The sequence below is a fragment of the Mesorhizobium sp. BHscii genome, assembly GCF_053848065.1.
In genome coordinates, this window is the sequence record NZ_JBSPKW010000002.1 from 275715 (window position 1) to 299502 (window position 23788).

General features: G+C 61.6%; 17 protein-coding genes. 12 read left to right on the forward strand and 5 right to left on the reverse strand.

Translation table 11 applies throughout. The annotated features are described in order from the left end of the window. The first annotated feature begins 174 nt into the window (after positions 1-174). The 5 genes from ACWTU7_RS04140 (at position 175) to ACWTU7_RS04160 (ending at position 7944) form a co-directional block, all read left to right on the forward strand. The gene (locus ACWTU7_RS04140; RefSeq protein WP_455837801.1) at positions 175-1431 is read left to right on the forward strand and encodes a molybdopterin molybdotransferase MoeA; all 1257 of its coding nucleotides are present in this window, start codon (positions 175-177) and stop codon (positions 1429-1431) included. A gap of 117 nt (positions 1432-1548) precedes the next feature. Then, a complete protein-coding gene (locus tag ACWTU7_RS04145; protein WP_127209119.1) occupies positions 1549-1788 on the forward strand; it encodes a sulfurtransferase TusA family protein in 240 nt (79 codons plus the stop codon). 227 nt (positions 1789-2015) lie between these two features. Then, the gene (locus tag ACWTU7_RS04150) at positions 2016-3689 is read left to right on the forward strand and encodes an NAD(P)H-dependent oxidoreductase subunit E (RefSeq protein WP_455837800.1); all 1674 of its coding nucleotides are present in this window, start codon (positions 2016-2018) and stop codon (positions 3687-3689) included. A gap of 1 nt (position 3690) precedes the next feature. Beyond that, entirely contained in the window at positions 3691-6480 is a 2790-nt protein-coding gene (gene fdhF / locus ACWTU7_RS04155; RefSeq protein ID WP_455837799.1) for a formate dehydrogenase subunit alpha, read from the forward strand. A gap of 669 nt (positions 6481-7149) precedes the next feature. Next, positions 7150-7944 (forward strand): inositol monophosphatase family protein, encoded by a 795-nt coding sequence (locus ACWTU7_RS04160; protein WP_455837798.1) that lies wholly within the window; start codon positions 7150-7152, stop codon positions 7942-7944. Here ACWTU7_RS04160 and ACWTU7_RS04165 read toward each other — a convergent pair. The 3 genes from ACWTU7_RS04165 to ACWTU7_RS04175 are packed head-to-tail and all read right to left on the reverse strand — an operon-like array spanning position 7934 to position 12320. After that, a complete protein-coding gene (locus ACWTU7_RS04165) occupies positions 7934-9010 on the reverse strand; it encodes an ABC transporter ATP-binding protein (protein ID WP_455837995.1) in 1077 nt (358 codons plus the stop codon). The two genes, ACWTU7_RS04160 and ACWTU7_RS04165, sit on opposite strands and share 11 nt — an antisense overlap. Beyond that, positions 9010-11292 carry an ABC transporter permease gene (locus ACWTU7_RS04170; RefSeq protein ID WP_455837797.1) on the reverse strand — a complete coding sequence of 761 codons (2283 nt, stop codon included), beginning with the start codon at positions 11290-11292 and terminating at the stop codon, positions 9010-9012. Before ACWTU7_RS04170 ends, ACWTU7_RS04165 begins: the two co-directional genes overlap by 1 nt. A 2-nt stretch (positions 11293-11294) precedes the next feature. Continuing rightward, positions 11295-12320, reverse strand: coding sequence for an ABC transporter substrate-binding protein (locus ACWTU7_RS04175; RefSeq protein ID WP_455837796.1), 1026 nt, complete (start codon positions 12318-12320; stop codon positions 11295-11297). A gap of 1393 nt (positions 12321-13713) precedes the next feature. Between ACWTU7_RS04175 and ACWTU7_RS04180 the strand changes: the two genes are divergently transcribed. From ACWTU7_RS04180 to ACWTU7_RS04210, 7 genes are all read left to right on the forward strand, one after another. After that, complete coding sequence (locus tag ACWTU7_RS04180; RefSeq protein ID WP_455837795.1) at positions 13714-14190, forward strand: hypothetical protein; 477 nt, start codon at positions 13714-13716, stop codon at positions 14188-14190. Between the two features lie 464 nt (positions 14191-14654). Then, complete coding sequence (locus tag ACWTU7_RS04185) at positions 14655-14834, forward strand: hypothetical protein (protein ID WP_455837794.1); 180 nt, start codon at positions 14655-14657, stop codon at positions 14832-14834. After that, positions 14831-15028 (forward strand): universal stress protein, encoded by a 198-nt coding sequence (locus ACWTU7_RS04190; RefSeq protein ID WP_455837793.1) that lies wholly within the window; start codon positions 14831-14833, stop codon positions 15026-15028. Before ACWTU7_RS04185 ends, ACWTU7_RS04190 begins: the two co-directional genes overlap by 4 nt. A 598-nt stretch (positions 15029-15626) precedes the next feature. Further along, a complete protein-coding gene (gene rnk / locus ACWTU7_RS04195) occupies positions 15627-16076 on the forward strand; it encodes a nucleoside diphosphate kinase regulator (protein ID WP_455837792.1) in 450 nt (149 codons plus the stop codon). A 146-nt stretch (positions 16077-16222) separates the two neighbouring features. Further along, positions 16223-16762 carry a nucleoside-diphosphate kinase gene (locus tag ACWTU7_RS04200; RefSeq protein WP_455837791.1) on the forward strand — a complete coding sequence of 180 codons (540 nt, stop codon included), beginning with the start codon at positions 16223-16225 and terminating at the stop codon, positions 16760-16762. A 1048-nt stretch (positions 16763-17810) separates the two neighbouring features. Further along, positions 17811-18365, forward strand: coding sequence for a DUF488 domain-containing protein (locus tag ACWTU7_RS04205; RefSeq protein WP_455837790.1), 555 nt, complete (start codon positions 17811-17813; stop codon positions 18363-18365). Positions 18366-19068: 703 nt separating this feature from the next. Further along, complete coding sequence (locus ACWTU7_RS04210; RefSeq protein WP_455837788.1) at positions 19069-21609, forward strand: NAD-dependent epimerase/dehydratase family protein; 2541 nt, start codon at positions 19069-19071, stop codon at positions 21607-21609. A gap of 129 nt (positions 21610-21738) precedes the next feature. On the opposite strand, the gene ACWTU7_RS04215 is transcribed toward ACWTU7_RS04210, so the two are convergent. After that, positions 21739-22509: a sensor histidine kinase gene (locus ACWTU7_RS04215; RefSeq protein ID WP_455837787.1), complete on the reverse strand. Its 771-nt coding sequence runs from the start codon at positions 22507-22509 to the stop codon at positions 21739-21741. Between the two features lie 133 nt (positions 22510-22642). Next, entirely contained in the window at positions 22643-23605 is a 963-nt protein-coding gene (locus tag ACWTU7_RS04220; protein ID WP_455837786.1) for a CBS domain-containing protein, read from the reverse strand. Between the last annotated feature and the right edge of the window lie 183 nt (positions 23606-23788).

Here is a 23788-nt window from a genome sequence, read left to right on the forward strand (position 1 = left end):
TCTTGAAAATTGCAATCCCGCTCGCCGGGGTGGATGCATTACCTTCAGCTTGACGTCTACTATATACCCTGTTCAAACGCAGGCCGGTCGACAAAAGCGCCTATAAGCGCAGACTGGCTTGCCGGATGGCGCCGAGCTGCCGGTTCGGCCAGATCCACAGAGGCTGAAGGCTCGATGGCGCAACTTTCAGACGACTGCTTCGCTTTCGGCGGCCCGATGCGATCGGTCGATGATACCGCCGCACTGATTGCTTCACGGCTGACCGTTGTGGACGAGACCGAAACCGTCCAGCTGGCGAATGCCGATGGGCGCGTCCTGGCGAGAGATTTAGTTGCGCCGCTGCCCCTGCCGCCTTTCACCAACTCAGCCGTCGACGGCTATGCACTGCGCGGCGACGACCTGCCGGGAACCGCTGAAAAAGCTTTCCTCGTGAGCGACAGGATCCAGGCCGGGGTGGCCCCGGATCGGCCCGCCGCGCCCGGACAAGCCATACGCATCTTCACTGGCGCTCCGCTGCCGGAGGGGGCAGACACGGTCTACATGCAGGAAGATGTCCGTGTCGACGAGACCGGCAGGGTCATTCTTCCGCCCGGCCTGAAAAGGGGAGCCAACGTGCGGTCGGCGGGCGAGGATGTCGCAGCAGGCAAGGTGGTCCTGCAGGCCGGCCAGCGCATGCGCCCGCAAGATGTTGCGCTCGCCGCGGCTCTCGGCATGACGCAGCTCGAAGTCCGGCGCAAAGTTCGCGTCGCGATCTTCTCGACCGGCAACGAGATCGTCACGCCGGGAAATGCCCGGGGACCGGCCCAGCTTTTCGATTCGAACCGTTTCATGCTTATGGCCATGCTCGCAAGAGTGGGCTGCGAGACCACCGATTTGGGCATTCTGACCGACGACAGCAGCCTGATCGCGGATGTGCTGAGCGAGGCTGCCCCAGGCCAGGACCTGATCCTGGCCTCCGGCGGGGTCTCGACCGGGGAGGCCGACTGCGTCAAGGCAGCACTAGAGAGGGTGGGCACCCTGGTATTCTGGCGGGTGGCCATAAAACCCGGCCGACCAGTCGCCATGGGGGTGATCAGGGGAACAGCCTTCATCGGGCTGCCCGGAAATCCGGTGGCGAGCTTCGTCACATTCGCCCATATTGCGCGCGCCGCGATCTTGGCACTGGCCGGCGCACGGCAGCAGCCACCAAACTCGCGGCCTGTGCGGGCCGCCTTTTCCTACCGCAAAAAGCCGGGGCGACGCGAATATGTGCGGGTAAGCCTGCGTGGAACGCAGGACGGTACATATGAAGCCGTCAAATTCCCGCGCGAGGGCGCGGGCCTGCTGTCTTCTTTGGTCCAAACCGACGGCCTTGTCGAACTCGGCGAGGAAGTAGCCCAGGTAGAGCCGGGTCAGACCGTTCAGTTCCTCGCCTATTCGGACCTGAATTGACGAACGCCGTCGGGCCGGCGCACGCAGTTTGCCGAGACCCCTGGCCGCTCTTGTTTGCGGCAGCCGGGAGGCCGTGGCCGTTGACGACCGGTCACCGGTCCGCCATGGTGCGCCACCATGACAACGAGACAGCTCGATCTGACGGGATTGAAATGTCCCTTGCCGGCGCTGAAAACCCGCAAGGCGCTCAGCGGCATAAGGCCAGGCGAGCGTCTTGAGGTCCGTTGCACCGATCCGCTGGCGGCCATAGACATTCCCAATCTGATCAACGAAACGGGCGACCGCCTGGAGGCGACGGAACGGGATGGCGACCACATCATTTTCTTGATCGAGAGGGCGCAAGCTGCCCCGGTATAAACCGTGCGACAAATCAGGGCGCAGATCAGTTCTGTCGCGGCGCCCCGGGATGCTAAAAATTGCCAGACCGGCATTGCTTCAACTCGTGTGCCAGGTCCTTGATCAAAGGTGCGCCGGGCTCAAGGGCAGGATACGGCTAACTTGAACCCTGTAATGCGGGAACACAACGATATCGGTGGCTTGAGCCGCCTTCCTCAGACGAAGGGTTCGCGCCGGGAGGAGAGAGAATGACAATGCAGCAACGGCGGTCCCCGGATCGCGGACCCAAAGGGCGGGCGCTGGATGACGTGGCCCTGGCCGATGTCCGGGAACTTCTTGGCCATCGCGAACGGCGCCGGGAGCTCTTGATCGAGTTCCTGCATCTGATCCAAGACCACTACGGTTGTCTGTCGGCCGCGCATCTGCGCGCGCTTGCCGAGGACATGCGCCTGTCCCAGGTGGAGGTTTACGAGGTCGCGACCTTCTACGACCATTTCGATATCGTGAAGGAAGGCGAGGCGCGGCCCGCGCCGCTGACAATCCGGGTTTGCGAATCGATAAGCTGCATGCTGGCGGGCGCGGAACGCCTGTTTGGCGAACTGGCCGGCGACGCCGACCCGCAGGCCATCCGCGTCATGCGTGCGCCCTGCATGGGCCGCTGCGCCACCGCCCCTGCCGCGCGCGTCGGCGACCGCGAAGTCGACCACGCGACAAGCCACAAGCTGTTGGCGATGGCGAGAGACGGGGACATCCGCACAGCGGCGCCTGACTATGTCGGCTTGGATGCCTATCGCGCTGCCGGTGGGTATCAGCTCTTGCAGAAAGTGCGCGACGGCGTGCTGACCACGAATGCCATTATCGAGATCATGGAGCACGCCGGCCTGCGCGGCCTCGGCGGCGCCGGCTTTCCGGCCGGCAAGAAATGGAGTTTCGTGCGCGGCTATCCAGGGCCGCGGCTGATGTCGATCAATGGCGACGAAGGCGAGCCTGGCACTTTCAAGGACCGCGTCTATCTTGAAAGCGATCCGCATCGTACCTTAGAAGGGGCGCTGATCGCTGCCTACGCGGTGGAGGCCAAGCGCGTTTACTTCTACATGCGCGACGAATACCCAGCCGTGCTCGCCATTTTGCGCGCCGAGATCGCGGCGCTCGAGGTGGCCGGCATCGTCAAGCCCGGCTTCATCGAACTGCGGCGCGGCGCCGGCGCCTATATTTGCGGCGAGGAAAGCGCGATGCTGGAAAGCATCGAGGGCAAGCGCGGCATGCCCCGACACCGGCCTCCTTATATTGCCGAAGTCGGCCTTTTCGGACGCCCGACACTCAACCACAACGTCGAGACGCTGTGGTGGATTCGCGACATCGTCGAGAAGGGGCCCGAATGGTTCGCCGCGCAGGGCAAGCCCGGCCATCAGGGAATTCGCTCCTGGTCGGTTTCCGGACATGTGAAGGAGCCGGGTGTCAAGCTGGCCCCGGCCGGCGTCACCGTGCGCGAATTGATCGAGGATTATTGCGGCGGCATGGCAGACGGGCATGAATTCAAGGCCTATCTGCCAGGTGGAGCCTCGGGGGGCATCCTTCCGGCGTCGATGGGCGACATTGAACTCGATTTCGGCGGCGAACTCGCCAAACAGGGCGCCTTTGTCGGCTCACATGCGGTGGTCGTCCTTTCGCAAGCCGACAATATCAAGGATGTGACCCTCAATCTCATGAATTTCTTCAAACATGAGAGTTGCGGGAAATGCACGCCGTGCCGGGAAGGAACCGAAAAGTTGGTAACGCTCTTGAAAGAGAAGGGCGTGCCCAACGAGACGGCGATGCGCGACCTTGAAACAGTGATGCGAGATTCCTCCATCTGCGGTCTCGGCCAGGCGGCGCCCAATCCGGTCAATCACCTTTTGACGCATTTTAGGGATGATCTTTGAAATGGCAGATGGCGTCATATTCACCCTCGACGGTAAAACGGTCACAGCTGCTGACGACGAGACCATTTGGGACGTTGCGAAGCGCGAAGGCACCAGGATCCCGCATCTGTGCCATGTTGACATGCCGGGCTATCGGCCAGACGGCAATTGCCGCGCGTGCATGGTCGATGTCGAGGGCGAGCGGGTGCTCGCCGCCTCCTGCATCCGCAAACCTTCCGCCGGAATGGTGGTGAAGACGGATACCGAACGGGCCAGGAAATCGCGCGAGATGGTGTTCGAGCTTCTCGCCAGCAATATGCGGCCGGCGGCCGACGGTCCGGATCAGCAGTCGATGTTCTGGCAGTGGGCCGGTTCGATGGGGATCTCGGGCGATCGCTATAGCTCAAAATTTGCCAGAGACGATGTTCGGCCGGAATTCGACATCACGAATCCCGCCATTGCCGTCAATCTCGATTCCTGCATCACTTGCGGCGCCTGTGTGCGGGCCTGCCGCGAGGTCCAGGTCAACGATGTGATCGGCATGGCCGAGCGCGGCAATCACTCGCTTCCCGTCTTCGACATGCACGATCCGATGGGCCTGTCGACTTGTGTCACCTGCGGTGAATGCGTTCAGGCCTGCCCGACCGGCGCGCTCTACGAAAAGTCGCTGATGGACAAGACAGGCAAGACCCGCGTCATCCAGGAATTCGACAAGGTCATCGACACGCTGTGCCCGTTCTGTGGCGTCGGCTGCCAGACCAGCGTTGCCGTCAAGGACAACAAGATCGTCCAGGTCGATGGCCGTAACGGCTATGCCAACGAGAACCGGCTCTGCGTCAAGGGGCGTTTCGGCTTCGATTATGCCATGTCGCCTGAACGGCTGACGAAGCCGCTCATCCGCCGCGACGACGCCCCGAAATCGGGCGATTTGGACATGCGCGGCGTCGATCCGCTGACCGTGTTTCGCGAGGCTACCTGGGAAGATGCGCTCGCGCGTGCCGCCGGCGGGCTGAAGCGCATTCTCAAGGATCATGGCGGGCAGGCGCTGGCCGGCTTCGGCTCGGCGAAAGGCTCCAATGAAGAGGCTTATCTGTTCCAGAAGCTGGTGCGCCAAGGCTTCGGCACCAACAATGTCGACCATTGCACGCGGTTGTGCCACGCATCGTCGGTGGCAGCACTCATGGAAGGCGTCGGTTCGGGAGCAGTTTCGGCGCCCTTCAACGACGCGCTGAAGGCCGAATGCATCATCGTCATCGGCGCGCGGCCGACCACCAACCATCCGGTCGCCGCGACCTATTTCAAGCAGGCGGCCAAGCGCGGCGCCAAGCTGATCGTCATGGACCCGCGCGGCCAGGACCTGATGCGCCATGCGTCGCATTCGCTGCGGTTCAAGGCTGGCAGCGACGTCGCCATGCTGAACGCGCTGATCCACGTCATCGTTGAGGAAAAGCTCTACGACGAGCAGTATATCCAGGCCAACGCTTCCGGATTCGAGGCGCTGAAGGCCAAGGTGAAGGATTTTTCGCCCGAAGCGATGGCCGAGGTCTGCGGTGTCGAGGCGAGCGTGCTGCGCGACGTCGCCCGCACTTACGCGACCGCCGAGCGGTCGATCATCTTTTGGGGCATGGGCATTTCCCAGCACACACACGGGACCGATAATGCGCGCTGCCTGATCGCTCTGGCGCTGATCACCGGACATGTCGGCCGGCCGGGAACCGGCCTGCACCCGCTGCGCGGCCAGAACAACGTGCAGGGCGCATCCGATGCCGGGCTCATCCCGATGTATTTCCCCGACTATAAATCGGTCGAGAACATCGACATCCGCGGCGCCTACGAGAACTTTTGGGGCCAGACGCTGGACCCAAAACGGGGCCTGACGGTCGTCGAAATCATCGACGCCATCCATGAAGGCGAAATCAAGGGCATGTACATAATGGGCGAGAACCCGGCCATGTCCGATCCGGACCAAACCCATGCCCGGCAAGCACTGGCCATGCTCGACCATCTCGTGGTGCAGGACATTTTCCTGACCGAGACCGCTTGGCATGCAGATGTGGTGCTGCCGGCCTCGGCACATGCCGAAAAGCTCGGCACATACACCAACACCAACCGGCAGGTGCAGATTGGGCGTCCAGCGCTCGAACTGCCAGGCCAAGCGCGTCAGGACTGGGAACTGATCGTCGAACTGGCGAGGCGCGTGGGTCTGGACTGGAATTACGGCCATGTCTCGGATGTCTATGCCGAGATGGCCAGCGTCATGCCTTCGCTCAAACACATCTCCTGGGATCGCGTCGAACGCGAGGGATCGGTTGTCTATCCGGCCGACGGCCCCGACAAGCCTGGCAACGAGATCATCTTCTCGTCCGGATTCCCGACCGCGGACGGACGCGGCCGCATCGTGCCGGCCGATTTGCTACCGCCCGATGAGGTGCCCGATGAAGAGTTTCCACTGGTGCTCACCACCGGCCGCCTGCTCGAGCATTGGCACACCGGCGCCATGACGCGCCGGGCGGGCGTGCTGGACGCGATCGAGCCACACGGGATCGCCGCGATGAACCCTTATGAGATCAAACGGCACGGCCTACGCCAAGGGGAGATGATTGCGGTCGAGACGCGGCGCGGCACGGTGGACGCCATCCTCCGCGCCGATCGGGAGGTCGCCGACGGCATGGTGTTCATGCCGTTCTGCTTCAACGAAAGTCCGGCCAACATGCTCACCAACCCGATGCTGGACCCCTACGGCAAGATTCCGGAGTTCAAATACTGCGCCGCACGAATTGCGCCGGCGGCGAAGGCCGAAGCTGCCGAATGAAACCGATATCACGCCATCTACACGACCCAGACGGCTGGGCGTGCCATTGGTCGCGGCCCGCAGCCCGCGTTCGCTTCGCAAGCGTCGCCGAACTGTGCGGTGCTGTCCGGCCTAACGTCCATTTGGTCGAGCTCTGAGGCCGAGGCAATTGAAGCGGCTGGCCTGCTGGCCGCAGCCCGTCCAAGTGGATGAGCACCTTGGCGAGAATGACCGCTCCGCAACAGGCTTCCTTCCACCCGCCGATTTCGAACGAGTCGCTTACTCCTGCTTCGCTAATCCACATGAGAGTGTCCGCGGATGGGACCGTGCGATGCCCAAGAACTCAAAGTACGGGCCGTGTTTCGCTCCATCCGACGGTGATATTGCTTTCGTCGCACGGCGCGGTGTCGGCACGCTCTTGCTCTGCGAGCTACTGGATGCGCCGATTTCGCGCAGGGGGATCAACCGTTCCCTGGACATTTCTTCACTTTCGAGTGGCCGGGATACGAGGTCATCCACGCGAGGGTTAAACTCAAGCTTTCCCCCGAAAAATCGGCGATCAATACAAACGGCTGACGGAACGAACGGAAGCAGAAACAATGACACAATTACCTGCGTGAATGATCCTGATCAGCGGAAGGCGATGACATCTGCTTTGACAAGAGGTGGATCAACAAAGAGCGAGTGCCCATGGCCGGTGGCAATAACGATCGGATGCTGTTTGCGACTGCGTTGGCGCGGCGCGGCGGCGAGCTCGGCCTCCAATATTTCCGACAACTGGAGACGCTCACAATCGAGAGCAAGGGTCATCAGGACCTGGTTTCCGAGGCCGACCGGAATGTCGAGACGTTTATCCGCCAGGAGCTTGCGACTCAGTACCCGGAAGACGGCGTTATCGGAGAGGAACACGCCGCACTAGCGGGCGGATCGGGTTACACCTGGGTGATAGATCCGATCGACGGCACTGCCAATTTCCTGCGCGGCATCCCAGCCTGGACCGTCGTCATCGCCTGCGTCAAGGAGGGGGTGACGGTCGTGGGCGTTATCCATGAACCGTCTACCGGCGAGACTTTTTATGGACGACGCGGCGGCGGAGCTTTCCTCAACGAGCGGCCCATAAAGACAAGTCCGACGACGAGTCTGATGCAAGGCTCGGTCGGAACCGGCTTCTCAAATCGGCGTGAAGCTCGTGCCGTCGCCAAACTGATCGATCTCCTGCTTCAGGAGGGCGGCGTCTTTTTCCGCAATGCATCCGGCGCGCTTATGCTTGCCTACGTCGCGTCGGGCAGGCTGCTCGCCTATGTCGAGGAGCATATGAACGCTTGGGACTGCCTCGCAGGCATGCTTCTGGTCGAAGAGGCCGGCGGATTGGTCGTCCCGGCCGATCCGAAAACGGTCCTGGAGGAAGGAACACTGGTCATCGCGGGCGGTAAGGGCGTGTTCGACAAGGTCCACGCGCTTTGCAAAGAGGCGTTCAGTCTGTGATCAGCACGGGCCCGCGTTCGGGAAAGCCGATGCTTACCGGCTGCCCCGCTCGAAACGCCGTGTCAACATCCGGCGAGATCACGAAGACTTCGCCGAATTGCGTGGCGACTACGAATTCGAGGTGGCTGCCGACATAGGTCACTTTTTCAAGTGTGCCGGGCAAAGTGCCGGGAGCATTCGGTTCACCAATCTCGAGGCGGCTCGGTCTCGCCGCCAGCTTGGCTGGCCCCGGTTTGCGGCCGCGAGCCGGCAGCTTCAGGACAGCGGATCCCAGCTGCACGGTGGCGCTGTCGCCCTCGACCGACACCACCTCGCATTGGAACATGTTGGCTTCGCCGATGAAGTCGGCCACGAAAGCATTTGCGGGCTGCTCGTAGAGCTCGCGTGGCGTGCCGTCCTGAGCAATCACCGCATTGTTCATGACAATGATGCGATCGGAGACGGCGAGCGCTTCCTCCTGGTCATGGGTGACATAGACGACCGTCAGGCCGAGTTTCTGCTGAATCTCGCGGATCTCCTCGCGCACGCGCCGGCGCAGCTTGGCATCCAGGTTCGACAAAGGCTCGTCGAAGAGCAGCACCTGCGGCTCCAGAACCAGCGCCCGCGCTACCGCCACTCGCTGTTGCTGTCCACCCGAAAGCTGGCTCGGCAGGCGGTCGCCGAAGTTGGAGAGTCGGACCAGCTCAAGCCCTGCTCTGGCCCTCTCGGCCGTCTCCTTCCTCCCGAAGCCGGAAAAGCCCAGGCCGTATTCGACGTTCTGGGTCACGGTCATGTGCGGGAAAAGCGCGTAAGATTGAAACACCATGGACACATCACGATCGGTAGCCGGCAAACGGGTGACGTCGGCGCCCCCGATCAGGATCTGGCCGCCCGTTACCATTTCCAGTCCAGCGATCATGCGCAAGGTGGTCGTCTTGCCGCAGCCCGACGGTCCAAGGAGGGTGACCAGCTTCCCGGCCTCGATGAACAGCGAGACGCCATTGACGGCGGGCGCCTTGCTCTTGCCGTAGATCTTGGTGACGTTCCTGAATTCGACTGAGGCGGCGTTGCTGCGAATTTCGGCCATCATCCGCCTCCCGAGATCGCCGGCTGTGGACGCGCCACCACTGACTGGCTGACATTGGTGCGCGACTTCGCCAGATCGCCGTCGAGACCGCGCCGGCCGATCATGCGGCTGCCAACAGCAAGCTGCATCAGGCCGATCACCGCTAGCATGACACCGATCAGGACGGCGGAATAAGCGATGGCGATGCCGTATTCGTTATTCTCGACGCGGCCGACGATGTAGCTGGTCGACATGTCGTACTGGGCGCTGACCAGAAAGATAATGGCGCTGATGGCGGTCATTGCGCGAACGAAGGAATAAACCAGCGCGGCAAGGATGGCCGGCCGCAGCAGCGGCAGCACCACCTTGCGGAAGGTTTGCCAGGAGTTAGCGCCGAGAGTCAGGGAGGACTCGTCAAGGCTGCGGTCGATCTGCGACATCGACGCGACACCCGCGCGAACCCCGACCGGCATGTTGCGGAAGATGAAGGAGAGCACCAGGATAATGCCGGTGCCGGTGAGCTCGATCGGCGGCACGTTGAACGCGATCACATAGGATACGCCGATCACAGTGCCGGGAATGGCGAAGGACAGCATCGTTGCGAACTCGAAAGCGTCTTTGCCGGCAAAATTCTGGCGGACCAGCAAATAGGCGGTCAAGAGTCCGATGGCCGCGGTCAGCGGCGCGGCGATCAAAGCTATTTCCATGGTCGTCCAGAACGAACTCCAGGCCGAGCCGCGCCAGTGGACGCCGAACTCGTTCCACCCGATGGAGAACGCCTTCACGTAGTGTTCAAAGGTCAGAGAGAAATCGACGCCCCACAGCTTGACGAAGCTGCCGTAGAAGATCGTCGCATAAATCAGCAAGGTAAAAAGCGTCCAGACAGCGGCTACCGCGACGACGAGGTTGCGGAATGTTGCCGGTAGAAGCGGGTGGACGCCGGCGTCGCCTTTTCCGGAAACGGTCGTGTAGGACTTTTTGCCGAGCCAGAATCGCTGGGCGTAGAAAGCCCCAAGGGTAAAGAACAGGAGTACGAGGGCGAGGATCGCCGCCTGCGCCTGGTCGTATTGTGCGCCGACAATCGCGAAGAAGATCTCGGTGGACAGAACGTCAAAATTGCCGCCGAGCACCAGCGGATTGCCGAAGTCAGCCATGCTCTCGATAAAGCCGAGCAGAAAGGCGTTGGCTAGACCCGGCCGCATCAAAGGTAGAGACACGGTGATGAAGGTCTGCCAGCGATTGGCGCGCAGGGTCTGGGCGGCCTCCTCCATGGAGGGGCTGACGCCCTCGACCACTCCGATCATCACCAGAAAAGCGATCGGCGTGAAGGCGAGCACCTGGGCCATGAGCAGGCCAGGCAGTCCATAGATCCATCGCGTCGGACTGACGCCGATTAGCTCGGCGAACCCCAGGTTGATGGCGCCCGAGAGGCCGAACAGAAGAATGATGGCGAGGCCGATGACGAAGGGTGGTGTGATGATCGGCAGCACGGTCAGCGCCCGCAACAGCGCGCCGTAGCGAAAGCCAGTACGCGTCACTACCAGGGCAAAGACCAGGCCGAGTGCGGTGGTCATCACGCCGACCAGAATGGCGAGAAACAGCGAATTCCAGGCGACGCCGCAGCGCGGACCGCCGAAAAGGCAGCCGAGATTCCAGAGCCGGTCGCTGGAGAGTTTTGCGAGAAAGATGGGAAGCGAATAGTCGCCCTCTTGTGTGAGCAGTGCGCTCCCCAGCATTTGACCGATCGGCATGAAGATGAAGATGGTGACCACGGCGACGACGAAGCCGATCGAGCCGACGACGAACTCGTCGCCGGCCACCGCGCCGCGCGCCGCAAGCCCTAGGGTGAACAGGAACAGGAACGCGCCGCTTACGAGCAGTGCTCCCCAGCCCATGCCGAACTGGCGGTCGTCGAGCTCGCCAACGAACCAGGTCAACCATTGCCACTGGAAACCACGCAGACCAATGCCGAAACCTTGAAGCAGGAAGTAGGCGACGCCGGTCGCGCCGACGACGATTAGCAAATTCCCAAAGAAAGGGTCGGACTTCCTTCGCCCCCATAGCAGGAGCGGCGCGAGAAGCAGCGGCCCGAGGGGTGCAAGCCAGAGTTTCTCGCCTTGCAGCACAAGGAAAAGCGCCGGCGCGACGTCATCGTCATGCGGATAGCCGTCCAACAGCCAGGACAAGGTAAAGAAGTTGCTTTCCAGCCCATACCAAGGCAGCAGTGCATAGCCGACCAATCCGACCGCCGTCCACAGGACGACGGTCGGGTGAAGCGCGCTCGTGGCAGTGCGGACGCGCATGATTACTGCGGCAGGGTCGAGACCTCCGTATCCCACTTCTGCAGCAGACGCTTGCGCTCGGCGCTCGATCCATACTTCTTGAAGTCGTAGTCGATGAGCTTGATGGTCGACAGGTCGGGCGACAGGTCGGACGCGGTGGCGTTCTTATTCGAAGGCAACTGGAACGACTTCACGTCCTTCGCCTTCGACTGCATCTCGGCGGTCAGCGCCCAGTCGTAGAACTGCCTTGCTGCTTCCGGGTTGCGGGCGCCCTTGATCAGCGACATCGAGCCGATTTCATAGCCGGTGCCTTCGCACGGCGCCACCGTGACGATCGGGAAGCCGGCTGCCGTCTGCGCCACCGCGTCATGCATGAAAACGATGCCGATGGTCGTTTCGCCAAGACCCGCGGCCTTAATCGGAGCGGAGCCCGACTTGGTGTACTGGTTGATGTTGGCGTGGAGGGCCTTCAGGTATTCAAAACCCTTTTCCTCCCCCATGAGCTGAACCATCGTGGCGAGCATCGTATAGGCGGTGCCCGATGAGTTCGGGTTGGCCATCTGGATGTGGCCCTTGTATTCCGGCTTGGTCAGATCGGCCCAGCATTTCGGCTCCGGCAGATTGCTCTTGGCCAACAGATCCTTGTTGTAACCGAAGCCGAGCGCACCGGAGTAGACGCCGATCGTCTTGTTGTTGGCGGCTTGCGCCTGCTTGATCGCCCAGTCGTGCAGTTCGCCCCGCATTGGGGACGTATATTCCACAGTCAGTCCTTCTTCGGCCGCCTGGAGATGAGGATCGCCGGTTCCGCCCCACCAGACGTCGCCCTTCGGGTTTCCGGCCTCGGCGCGCAACTGGGCGTATGTCTCGCCGGAGCTCTTGCGGGTCATGTCGACGGTGATGCCGGTCTTTTCCTCGAAGGTAGTCTTGATCTGCTGGCACCAGGCCTCCTCGGCGGCGCAATAGAGGGTGAGGCTGTCAGCGTAAGCCGAGGTGGCGGCAGAGACGAGCATTACAGCCGTTGCCGCCAGACGGACATAGGTCTTGTTCATGTGCGAATTTCCTCCCATTGTTTCGCCGTCTAACAAGTATCAAGCTTTGCTGCGGCGACAACCAGATTGGGAGCTTTTGTGCCGATTTGCAAATCGAGGCGGTAGCGGCAGGAACAGGGCTGCCCATAGATCCTCCCGCAATGGACCCTCGATGTTACGTCAGGCGCGTCCAATGAGATTCACGATTTGATGGTCAAGGAAAAGCGGATCGTCCGCGGGGCGAAGAAGGGTAAACCGATCAGGCAGATGCGGCAGTTCCGCTCCGGCTTGACGGCCACGGCACGTAGAGGTGATGCTGATCACCTCCAAGACGACCAACCGCTTCATCGTGCCGAAAGGCTGGCCGATGAACGGCATAAGCGGAAGGAAGACAGCAGTCGCCGAAGCATGGGAAGAGGCCGGCGTTGTTGGCGAGGCATTGAAGGAGCCACTGGACGTCTACGGCTATTGGAAGCGCCTTTCCGGTCACTTCGTGCGGGTAACCGTCAAGGTTTATCTGCTATCGGTCGTCGATGTGCAGCCTGACTGGAATGAGCGTTCCCAGCGGCAACGCGCCTGGCTCTCGCCAGCCGACGCTGCGGCCCTGATCGATGAACCCCAACTGGTCAGTCTCGTGAGATCGATGGCTCAGGCTTCCTGTGCCCCGAACCAGCGGTCAGCTACATCTATCGTCAAAGTCCAGCGAATACCGCATCTGGCCAACCCTGCCGCGATTTGCGCTAACGTCGGAAGATGGCGCAGAGCACGGGCCCATTTTCCGACAATCCTGGCGTCGTCTTGCGGGTGCAGAGTATCTCCGCGGTGGCCGCGGGCCGCAGCGACTACTGATGCCGCTGTCGCGACGCGCCGCTGCTTGGCAAGGGACCTCACGGGGAATGGTCGACCAATGGGTCGGATTTGGCTCAGGTCCCCGATGATTTCAGAGTTGGCCTCACGCAATGACGAAGCGCGGATCCTTGGCGTGTTTGACACGGTGAACAAGAAAGAAGCTGCGATCGATCACCGCCAGTTAGGGCAGCAATTCAGATTGTCGCGAACGCGTCGATGTTGGACGTTCGCTCCGCCATGATTTCCAAGCTTTGAGAACACAGCAGTGCGAGCACCTTTGGGCGAAATACGGTACGTTGCTGGTGAGGGCGAACTGCGTGCCTTGACTGCGACGGCTCCGGCTGCAAGCACACGTCGACCTCCAGGCCTTGATCGGAGTTGCGATCAACTGCTGAAGATACGGCTAATATTCCAAGATCGTCATGGAACGAAGATCGGTCAATCCGGTTTGAAACTTAGTCCGCCGGCCACCGGCAAGTAGCCGCGGATGGCTGGCCCGCCAGAGGCCGGCCGGCCCGCGCCTGAAGGTTGGCGCGGGCTACCGGCCATAATCGAGGCCACGCTAATGAGACAAGTCACACGTTTCCCGCTCATTCTAACCTTCATCATGATCCCCACCGCGTTGCTCCATGCTCAGACCTGGCTGCCCATTGGCTTCAGGCACTTTGGCTTCGCGTTCGATGTTCCACCCGGGTTTGTGCTGACGCAGCGTTCGGATGAGGGAGCAGCGTTTGAGGGCAAAAACGACGCGTTTCTTGCTGTCTGGGGCGCGCGGCTCGGTAAGGCGAGTTTTCGGACCGAGATCGAGCATCGCATGGTCGAGGACGAGAAGAACGGCTGGCAATTGACCTATCGTCGGGTGACGCCGGAATGGGCCAGCTACTCCGGTGTTAAGGACGGCCAAATCCGGTATGTGCGGGCCATCAGAGTCTGCCGGGACCGCGCCGCCCTGTTCACCATCAATTATAGCCGCAACGAGAAGATCCCCTACGATCCGATTGTAGTCCGAATGGTACGTTCGCTGAAGGCGGAAGGCTGTTAGGAGGCGCCAAGCCCGAATCTGCACGAGTGCGCGATGGAGGCTGTAATCAACAATGTGTACTCATCTCAAGGCAGTTCGATTTGGGAGGGTGTCGCATTCTTGTGCCGCTAAGCGTGCCTGCTCGGACAGAATGCCGTTAAGCCGCCATCCACTCGTTGAAATAACCCATCGGCTGCTATGTTGACTAAAATCGCGTTTTGTTGAACGGACCGACAGCCATCCGGCCTTCTCCTTGGTAAGGATGGTAGGATTGCGGGTCGTGTGAGCGCTGATCTAATCAAAAGGGCCAAAGCCCGAAGACCGGAATAGCCGGGACCGGCCCTTGGCTCATGTACTGATCGGCAGCACAGTCAACGCTCTTGCGCGGACGTCGCCGGTACCACTCCTGGTTGTGAAGAAGGGTGCTGGAGACGGAGGGTCGAGCAGCCGTGGCGACCGACCTGTAGGACTCGTCGAAGCCGGCGTTGATGGTGGGGTTGCGATGGTTTGGGTTTCGGCGTCTTGAGCTGTTTCACGCGTTCGACCCGCCGTATCGCGGTCTGGTGGACGACAAGGCAGCTTACGACACCCAGTTCGAGGAAAGCGCGGTCGAGAAGTGCCGGGCTTTCGTCCAGGGCGTGGCTGCGCGGATGCTGTCTCTATGATTGAGGTCATTGTCCGGCATGGGGACCCGGTGACCGGACTCGAGGTACTGACGAATGAAGCCGATACCGATCTCGTCATCGCAGGCACGCACGGACGAAGCGGCTTGATGCATGCCCTTTTGGGTAGCGTAGCCTCGCGCATTCTGAATGATGTTCCCTGCGATGTACTCGTCGTGCCGAGCCGTGCGCGTTGACACTCGACTGCGTCGCGACGCTTCAGCTTCTCGCCCTGGCATCTCGGTACTGCGGACGGTCCACCGCGGGCGTTAACGCCTGAACCTCCGCGGCTGATGCACGCAAACTGGCCGCCGGTCACGGACGGTGCCAACCAATAGGACGGAGCTAGTCGCATGGAAGTTTTGTGACGGCTGCGGGCCTGGGGTCCAGCGAGCGGATTGCTCGCGTGGCAAAATTCGATGTCGGCTGGCGTCAGCTCGCGGGGAGGGCAGCCATGTTGGCTGTTTACATTGCTTGGCCCGCAACTTGCGTGTGGCGAGACCATCACAATAAGAGCGGGCGTCGACTTAGTCCAGCTTGGTGGCCGAGCTTGACTTTTCGTCATTGCCATCCCACCTTCATACCATGTTGACCGACCGAATTACTTTTCTCCTTACGCGGGTGTGCCCCATCGCGGGCACCTGACCCCCGGCCAGCGCGTCGCGCCCTGGTCGCGGGGCAGAGGCCACTTTCCCTGACGCAGGGATTAGCCGCAGAGCGACATAATCCAAGACAACGATCAAGGCTGCGGGCACGCCGTGCCCGGCAGCAGCATGAAACCAGTAGGAGGCCTAGATGGCTCCCGAGAGTAAGAGACAGCGCAAGCCCGCGATCACAATGACGCGCTCCGACCGCGAGCGGCTGTGGCTGCTGGCGGAATCCTATGCGGTGAGGGCCCCCGATGTCGCGGACGTACTCATGGCAGAGTTGGAACGCGCGCGCGTGGTCGAAGACGCACGCATCCCGGCCGATGTCGTTCGCATGGGGTCCACCCTTCGCTTCACCAGCGACCTGGGAGAAGACCGGCGCGCGACACTGGTGTTTCCGGGCGAGGCCGACATCGCCGAGGGCAAGATCTCGATCCTCACACCGATCGGCGCGGCGCTTATCGGCCTTTCCGCGGGACAGTCGATCGACTGGACTGCGCGTGATGGCCGGATCCACCGTCTCACAGTCGAGACGGTGGAGGCACCGGGTACAATCCCAAGTCCTGTTGCGTCCGCCGAACTGAGGACGACGCCGTGATACAAGTCCCGGCCCCTTGCCGCCTCTCGCTCTTCGGAGGCTGCCTCATCGCGGGATCGTAGCCCCTGCGCCGCAGTGCGCGGCCAGGGGATTCTCCATTTCGTTTCAATGCAACCGCTCCCAGGCCGGAGCGATGGAGAACTGCGATGTCCAATGAAAGCTGTATCCTGACGACCAAGGACTTCACGATCATCGAGGTCATGCACGACCGCTGTCTCGGAAGCGGCGACCCGCTCGCGCCGATCCTGAAGAGAAAGATCGAGACCGCCCTGGTGGTCTTCCGAGAAGACGTTCCCGTTAACGTTGCGACTTTGAGTAGTCGCGTAACCTTCAGGATCGACGGGAAAGCGCCCGACACGCGTATTCTCTCGCACGACCGCATGAACTCGTCGGTCGGCCTATTCCTGCCGATTACGAATCCGCGCGGATTGGCCCTCCTCGGCCTCACAGAGGGTCAGGGCTTCCTTGTGACCGACCACGAAGGGCGGGAAGAGCGTGTCGTGCTGGAGAAGGTGCACTATCAGCCGGAAGCCGCACGGCGCGAGAGGGAAGCCTTGTCGAGCTCTTCCACTCCCGCGCAGCGCAAGCCATCGCTGAAGCTGGTTCGCGGCGCCCTCTACAACGAGCCGCGCCTCGTGCCCGCCGGGTCAGACGATTTCGACGGCCCGGGACCCTCGGCTGCATGAGGCCGGTGCACGAGCGAGGGTGGAGGCCGGTTCTTTTGAAAGCGAATGCCGGCATCCAAAAGGACTGCATCGGGGAGGAATGGATACTTGTCAGTTTGGAGGCTGGAATGCTCTCATATCCGGACTTGCCCCCTGTCGTCATATCTGCAGGCGACCGAAATAGTCTGCAGGCGATTGCCCAGTCCTTCCTGGAACAGTCCCACCCCCTGGCAGCACCGATCCTGCAGGAACTCCAGCGTGCGGAATTGCGCGATCCTGAGGCAATCTCGGCAGACACAGTTTCGCTCGACCGCTTCGTCACTTACAGGACGGTAGGCTCCTACAAGGCAGGACGCGGACTCCTGATCCATCCGGATGACAGAATGTGGCCTCCCGCTGAGATATCAGTGGCCACGCCTCTCGGGATCACTTTGCTCGGACTGTCGACGGGAGACCGAATGCCCATGATCGGCAGTGACATTGCAGAGACGCCATGGGTCGAGGTCGTTGCGGTAGGCCCCGCAGCGACAGGCGGTATTGCGCGCCGCGCCAGTTTCACGGGACGAGAAACTTCCGCGTCGTTTGCGGATCGGCGCCGATAGCTTAAAGAGCAGTAGAGTGTCGCCCAGTCTCAAGGAACCTGCCGCGGCTGTGTTGGCAACACTGCAGCGGCCGGTTGCATTCGGCACGCCGGGCGACGCTTCGGTCGATCTGCTATTTGCTCTGCTGTGGCCGACGCCGGATTCGAGAGGATTCGTACCCGCCCTGCGCGGAGTCTGGCGCCACTTGCGGCGCGATGGGCTTCCGAACTTACTCCGGCAATCCCGGACGGCTGCCGAGGCGCACGCCTGGATGCAAACCTTCGAGGAAGGAGACGGGAGCGACTCGCAGACCTCCTACCAAGTCGAGAGGGTACCTGACGCTTCGATAGCCACCGGGATGGATGGATCGGCCGGCCCATCATGTCTCGAGGGCATCTCACTGAGGTAACCAATCGAGGATGCCGCTCGCGGGAACATAGCCTTCGGCTCCAGCGTAATGTGGAAGGTCAAAGGTCGGGAGGGAGTTGATGGCCAACCCATTCTTTTCGGTCGGACATTCGAACCGAAGCCTCCATGAGTTTCTAGATATCCTTCGTGTTGCTGAAATCGGCATCGTGGCGGATGTGCGTAGATCCCCAGGTTCGCGAACCAACCCCCAGTTCGACCAGGATCGACTCTCCCGATCGCTAGCCGAGTTCCAGATCGCCTATGAACACCTCCCGCTTCTCGGCGGACGTAGAGGAAAGACGAACTCCGTGGCGCCCGAGTTGAACGGCGCGTGGCGGAACAGCAGCTTTCACAACTATGCCGACTACGCCCTCTCGCAAGAGTTCCAGAAGGGGCTCGCGATCCTGATCGATTTCGGGAGGGCACGGAGGTGCGCCATGATGTGCTCCGAGGCGGTATGGTGGCGATGCCATCGACGCATCGTTTCGGACCACCTTCTTGCGCGCGGAGAGGACGTCTGTCACCTGATGGATGGAGGCCGAGCCGAAAGGGCCGTTCTCACCTCCGGGGCGGTCATCCGTGAAGACGAGTTGGTGATCTATCCATCATACCCCTGGTCAATGCGGATGAGCTGAGCGCAGCCACGGCATCGCAGCGCAATGGCACGAGCGATTTAGCCGCTTTCCAGCCCCGCTCGGTGTGCAACTAAATTGCATTCAAAGCGCAATAACATTCATTTGACGTTTATGTTGGTCGCCCCATTTCAGGGCTATGAGTACCACTAAATGGGCCATTGAATCCCAACGTATACTTTCCGAGCGTGAGAAAGATACTTTTGCGATCATCCTTAGGCTTGGTCCGCGCTGCAGCCGAGGATCTTCGACGAAACTACTCGGAAGATGTGCTTCTCCTGACGGTCAACTCCGATGCGAGGGTCATAACGCTCTACGGAGGTCGGCGGACGGTTGGGGCGGCAGTTGCCGGAGGCGCGGTTCCACGTTGCCGCAAAGCAGGTGAGCGGGCGGTATGCGCTGTTGGTCTGGTCTGCGAAATCCACGCGTTTTGACGCGGTCGAGCGCGCCGACAGCTTCGTGATCGAGAACGGCAAGATTGTCTTTCAAATCGATCCACTATGGCCTTACGCAAAGAGGCGGGGCGATGACGACGATGTGACAGAAGGCCCTCAGACACGTTGAACGGGCGATTTCCTCGTGTGAAGGGAACGGCAGACGGGATTCGAAACCGTGGTCCCGGCCGGCGGCGCCCCGTGATCGTTGTCGCAGTGCGCGGCGCGAGCCGAGATAGATAGCCATCCGCAGCACCCGACGGGGCAAGATTATGATAAATGAAAGTCTCCCCTTCGTCCTGATCACGGGGTCCAGCGGCTTTCTGGGCCAAGCGATCACCAATCGATTGAAGGGACGATACCGGGTCATCGGCTTCGATCTGCTCAACGCGAGGCAAGCAGCGAAAGAAACGGAGACAATCCCCGTCGATCTCACCTCGGACGACAGCGTCACGAAGGCGGTCGAAGAGGTGCGCCAACGCGGCAACGGGCGCATCGCCTCCGTCATTCACCTCGCTGCTTATTACGACACGACGGGCCAAGACAATCCGAAGTACGAAGCGGTCACGGTACAGGGAACGCGCCGGCTGCTTTCCGCCCTGAAGGCGCTGGAAACCGAGCAGTTCGTCTTCTCCAGCACCTTGCTCGTCCACGCACCCAGCCCGGAAAAGGGAGTGAGAATCGACGAGGAGTCGCCACTCGATCCGACATGGGCCTACCCAAAATCGAAGGCGGAGACCGAGGCTCTGATCGCCCGCGAGCGCGGCAACATCAAGACCGTCATCCTCAGGCTCGCCGGCGTCTATGACGAGGATTGCCGCGCCGCCTTCATCGCGCAGCAGATCGCACGCATCTTCGAACGGCGGCCGACGGCCTATCTCTTCACGGGCGATCTCGAAAGCGGCCAACCTTATCTGCACCGGGACGATCTCGTCGATGCAGTGGTCCGAACCGTAGACCGCCGCGCAGAGCTTCCCGATGAGACGGTGCTCCTAGTCGGCGAGGAGGAGACGCTTTCCTATGAGGAGATGCAGAAGCGTATCGGACGGCTCGTTCACGACGAGGAATGGCGAACGCTGTCACTGCCTAAGGGTTTGACCAAGGCCGGATCATGGTTCCAGACTGAGGTGCTGGACGAGGACACCGACATCCGGCCGTGGATGATCGAGAACTCCGACGACCATTACGAGATAGACGCCTCGCGCGCTCGGCGGCTCCTCGGCTGGCAGCCGCGCCACGGCCTCGGGGAAACGCTGGCGGAGATGATACGCCGGCTTAAGGCAGACCCGACCGAATGGTACGAGAAGAACAAGCTGCACCCTGCCGCGGTGGCGGCATCCGGGCCGGAGCTCGTGCAGGCGAGGCGGCGGATAGCGGGCCCGCTGGAGCGCAACGAGGCGGAGGTGGACGCGGGCCTGGAGCAACACCGCTATCGGACGCTCTGGGCACCGCTGACGAACGCCGTGCTCGGCCTGTGGCTGATTTCGTCGCCGATGATTCTTGGACTGTTCGATCCCGTGAGCGTCGCGCCGCCGCCGGCACTCGGACACGAGATTGACGAGGCCAATATTCGCAACCTGCGCCTCGGGGCGAGCGAGATTGTATCGGGTCTGCTGGTCGCCATTTTCGCGCTGCTGGGCATGTATCGCCGCTGGAACTGGGTGCAGTGGGTCACCGCCGCGGTCGGCGTGTGGATCATGCTCGCGCCGCTCGTCTTCTGGACCACCAGCGCCGCCGCCTACGGCATCGACACGCTGATCGGCATGCTGATCGTCGCCTTCGCGGTGATGATCCCGCCGACACCCGGAATGAGCCGTCGCGCGCTCGCCGCAGACGACGACCGGCCGATGGGCTGGAGCTATTCGCCATCGTCCTTCACCCAGCGCATTCCAATCGTGGCGCTCGCCTTCGTCGGCCTGTTCGTCTCGCGCTATCTAGCGGCCTACCAGATGGGACACATCGACGGGCTATGGGATCCGTTCTTCGGTTCGGGCGACGCGCCGGTCGCCAACGGCAGCGAGGCGGTGGTCACCTCCTGGGTCTCGAAGGGCTTCCCCATCGCCGACGCCGGCTTCGGTGCCTTCGCCTATGCCTTGGACATCCTGGCCGGCGCGATCGGCGACCGCAGGCGCTGGCGCACTATGCCGTGGATGGTGTTCCTGTTCGGCCTGCTCATCATCCCGCTCGGAGTGACCAGCGTCTTCTTTATCATCATCCAGCCACTTCTGATCGGGGCGCTGTGCACGCTGTGTATCGTTCAGGCGGCGGTGACGGTGGCCCTCATCCCCTATTCGATCGACGAGGTGCTGGCGACCGTCCAGTACCTGTGGCGCGCCACGAAGGCGGGCGAGCCGTTCTGGCGCACTTTCTGGAAAGGCGGACCGGCGCTATCGGAGAACCAGACGCCGGCTCCAGACCTCGACCGTCCGGCGACAAGACTTCTGCGCGATTTCGTCATTGGCGGAGTCAACTACCCCTGGACGCTGGCGGCGAGCGTGGCTCTCGGCATTCTGCTGTTGGCGACGCCGCCAATATTCGGCACCGAGCCGCCGCTCTATTTCAGCGATCACGTTCTTGGCTGCCTCATCATCATGGTCGCGGTGACAGCGATGGCCGAGGTGGCGCGACCCGTTCGCTTCCTCAATGTGCCGTTTGGTCTCGCCGTCGCAGCATCACCGTTCGTGTTCGAGGGCGGCACACCGATTGGGACGGCGGCAGCCGTGATCATCGGCGTGGCGCTGACAGGCCTGAGCTTGCCCCGAGGAACGCGCAGCGAAGAGCACTACGGCGGCTGGGACCGAGCGATCGTCTGACTCGAACACGGCCGAGGAGGAACGAGCCAGCCCTGTTCGAAGGTGGAGAATACGAGGTGGGGCTGGAATGCCTATGCGAACTAACCGTTCGGTGCACCGTCGACCGAGCCTGTCGCGACAACAGCTGGTTTACGAGACAGATGGGAAAAGCAGATCGACAGTCGTGCCCGCTTCGGGCTCGCTGGAAATCGCTATCGTGCCGCCAACCATCTCCATGAACGCGCGCACCTGCGGAAGCCCGAACCCCGTCCCGTGATCACCTTTCGTCGTAAAGAATGGATCGAACACTTTGCGGATGATGTCGGCGGGCATTCCACAGCCCTCATCTCTGACCCTGACGCGAACGTGGCTCGATGTGAGGTCGATGCCAGGTGTCTCTGAGCCAGAAACCTGTCTGGTGCTGATGTCAATCCTGCCTCCGTTCGGCATGGCGTCTCTGGCGTTAGTCACAAGATTTAAAACGGCCGCGTCGAAGAAGGCTGGATCCAGCAGGCAGTTCGGCAGGTCAGGAGTGAGATCCAGGATGAGACGAGCGTCCGGCCCGGCGCCGTATCTGAGAAAAGGCTCGAACGTGTGCAAATATTCGTTCACGTTGCCGACATGGGGGTCCAGGCTCTGATGCCTGGCGAATGCAAGGAGCTGAGACGTCAGCGCGATCCCTCCGTCGATCGCGATCTTCGTCTCTGCGAGGTACGCGCGCAGTTTCGCGGGATCGTCCCAGTTGTTTTCAGCCAGCCTGAGGCCCGACCCGATAGCTGTCAGCAAGTTCCGGAAATCGTGGGCTATTCCTCCGGTGAGTTCGCCAAGCGCTGCCAGCCTTCGTGTCGCTGCTGCCCGCTGCTCCGCCGCAGCAGCGGAAGGTAGCGGCGTATGAAGCTGGACGGACGTTTCCTGTGTCACCTTCTTTCCAATCGCGGATGGGAGATCGGACGCCGTTGCGGCATTCGTCACGACGGCCGCGAGCCAATCCGACCGCAATTCCTGGCCCTTTTAGCATAACAAGACGCAGGATGTGTCTTCCTACCTGCGCCGATCATAGGGCAAAGGTCGGAAAGCTCAGAATCATACGATGATCCTCGACTTTTTGGACACCTGGAACGTTTTCGCATAGGACCCGGAGGGCGTTGCGTTCCGCGTCGGACTCTACGATGCCCCAGAAGGAGACCACGCCGTTCTTGACCGTAAAATTGGGCGTGCTGCCGCTCGGCCACGCCTCGTCGCGCAAAGCCAAAAGAATCTGCTGGCGGATAGTTTCGTCATCTGCCTTGCACGCGCTTCGTGGCAGGTTCGCGGTTACAGCTAGGGCGCGAACTATGTTGGCGCGACTGACTATCCCCACAAGCTTCCCGCCGCGTATCACGGGCACCCGCCTTATCCTTCGCTGCGCCAATAAGTCCGCGATGTCCGCAATCGGCGTGAATTCGTCTACGGTCACGACGTTCTTGGTCATGACGTCCACCACGCGACTGGAATGCTCGCGGCTGTACGCGGCGGCAAGCAGTGCCTTGTTCTTGAATAACCTGGACCACCATGACGCTGGGCGCCGAGCTGTGCCGATTTCGGCGCGATGGAGGAGGTCCCCTTCGGTCACGATACCCACCAGAACATCCTTGTCCAGAACGGGGACCCCGCTGATGCCTTGGGTGACGAGGATATCCGCGACAGCGTGAATAGGGGCGTCGGACGCCACGGTGATGACGTCCGGGGTCATTACATCTTTGGCCATCAGCATTTCGACTGCTCCTTCATTACCCACGCCCGGGCGCCGCTCGCTGAGCGCTGCCGCGGAGTTCGACGCCATGGCGCGATAATACGAAATCGCTCGCTGCAGTTCTCTCGCGTGGAATGCCAACGCATCGAGTTCATCCGACAGCGAAGCCAGCCGTCCGGTCATTCGAGCCTTGCTGAAGAACCATGGCTCCGGACGCCCGCCTGCTTGTGTGCCTATAACCAACGCCGCCACGAAGGGCCTGGCGGCGATCGTGTCCTCGTCCATCAGTCTTTCAAGGGCGGCCCTGACAAGAGTTGCGTCGGCGTCTGATACATTTGCAATTGATCGGAGCAGCTGCCTGTATGTGATAGGTATTCCACGGCACGCGCACCTGGTTAGTTCCCGTTGCAGGCGGATGCTCACGAGCCGTGCCTGCCGACGTCCCGTTGGTTGGGCGGTCGTAGCTGG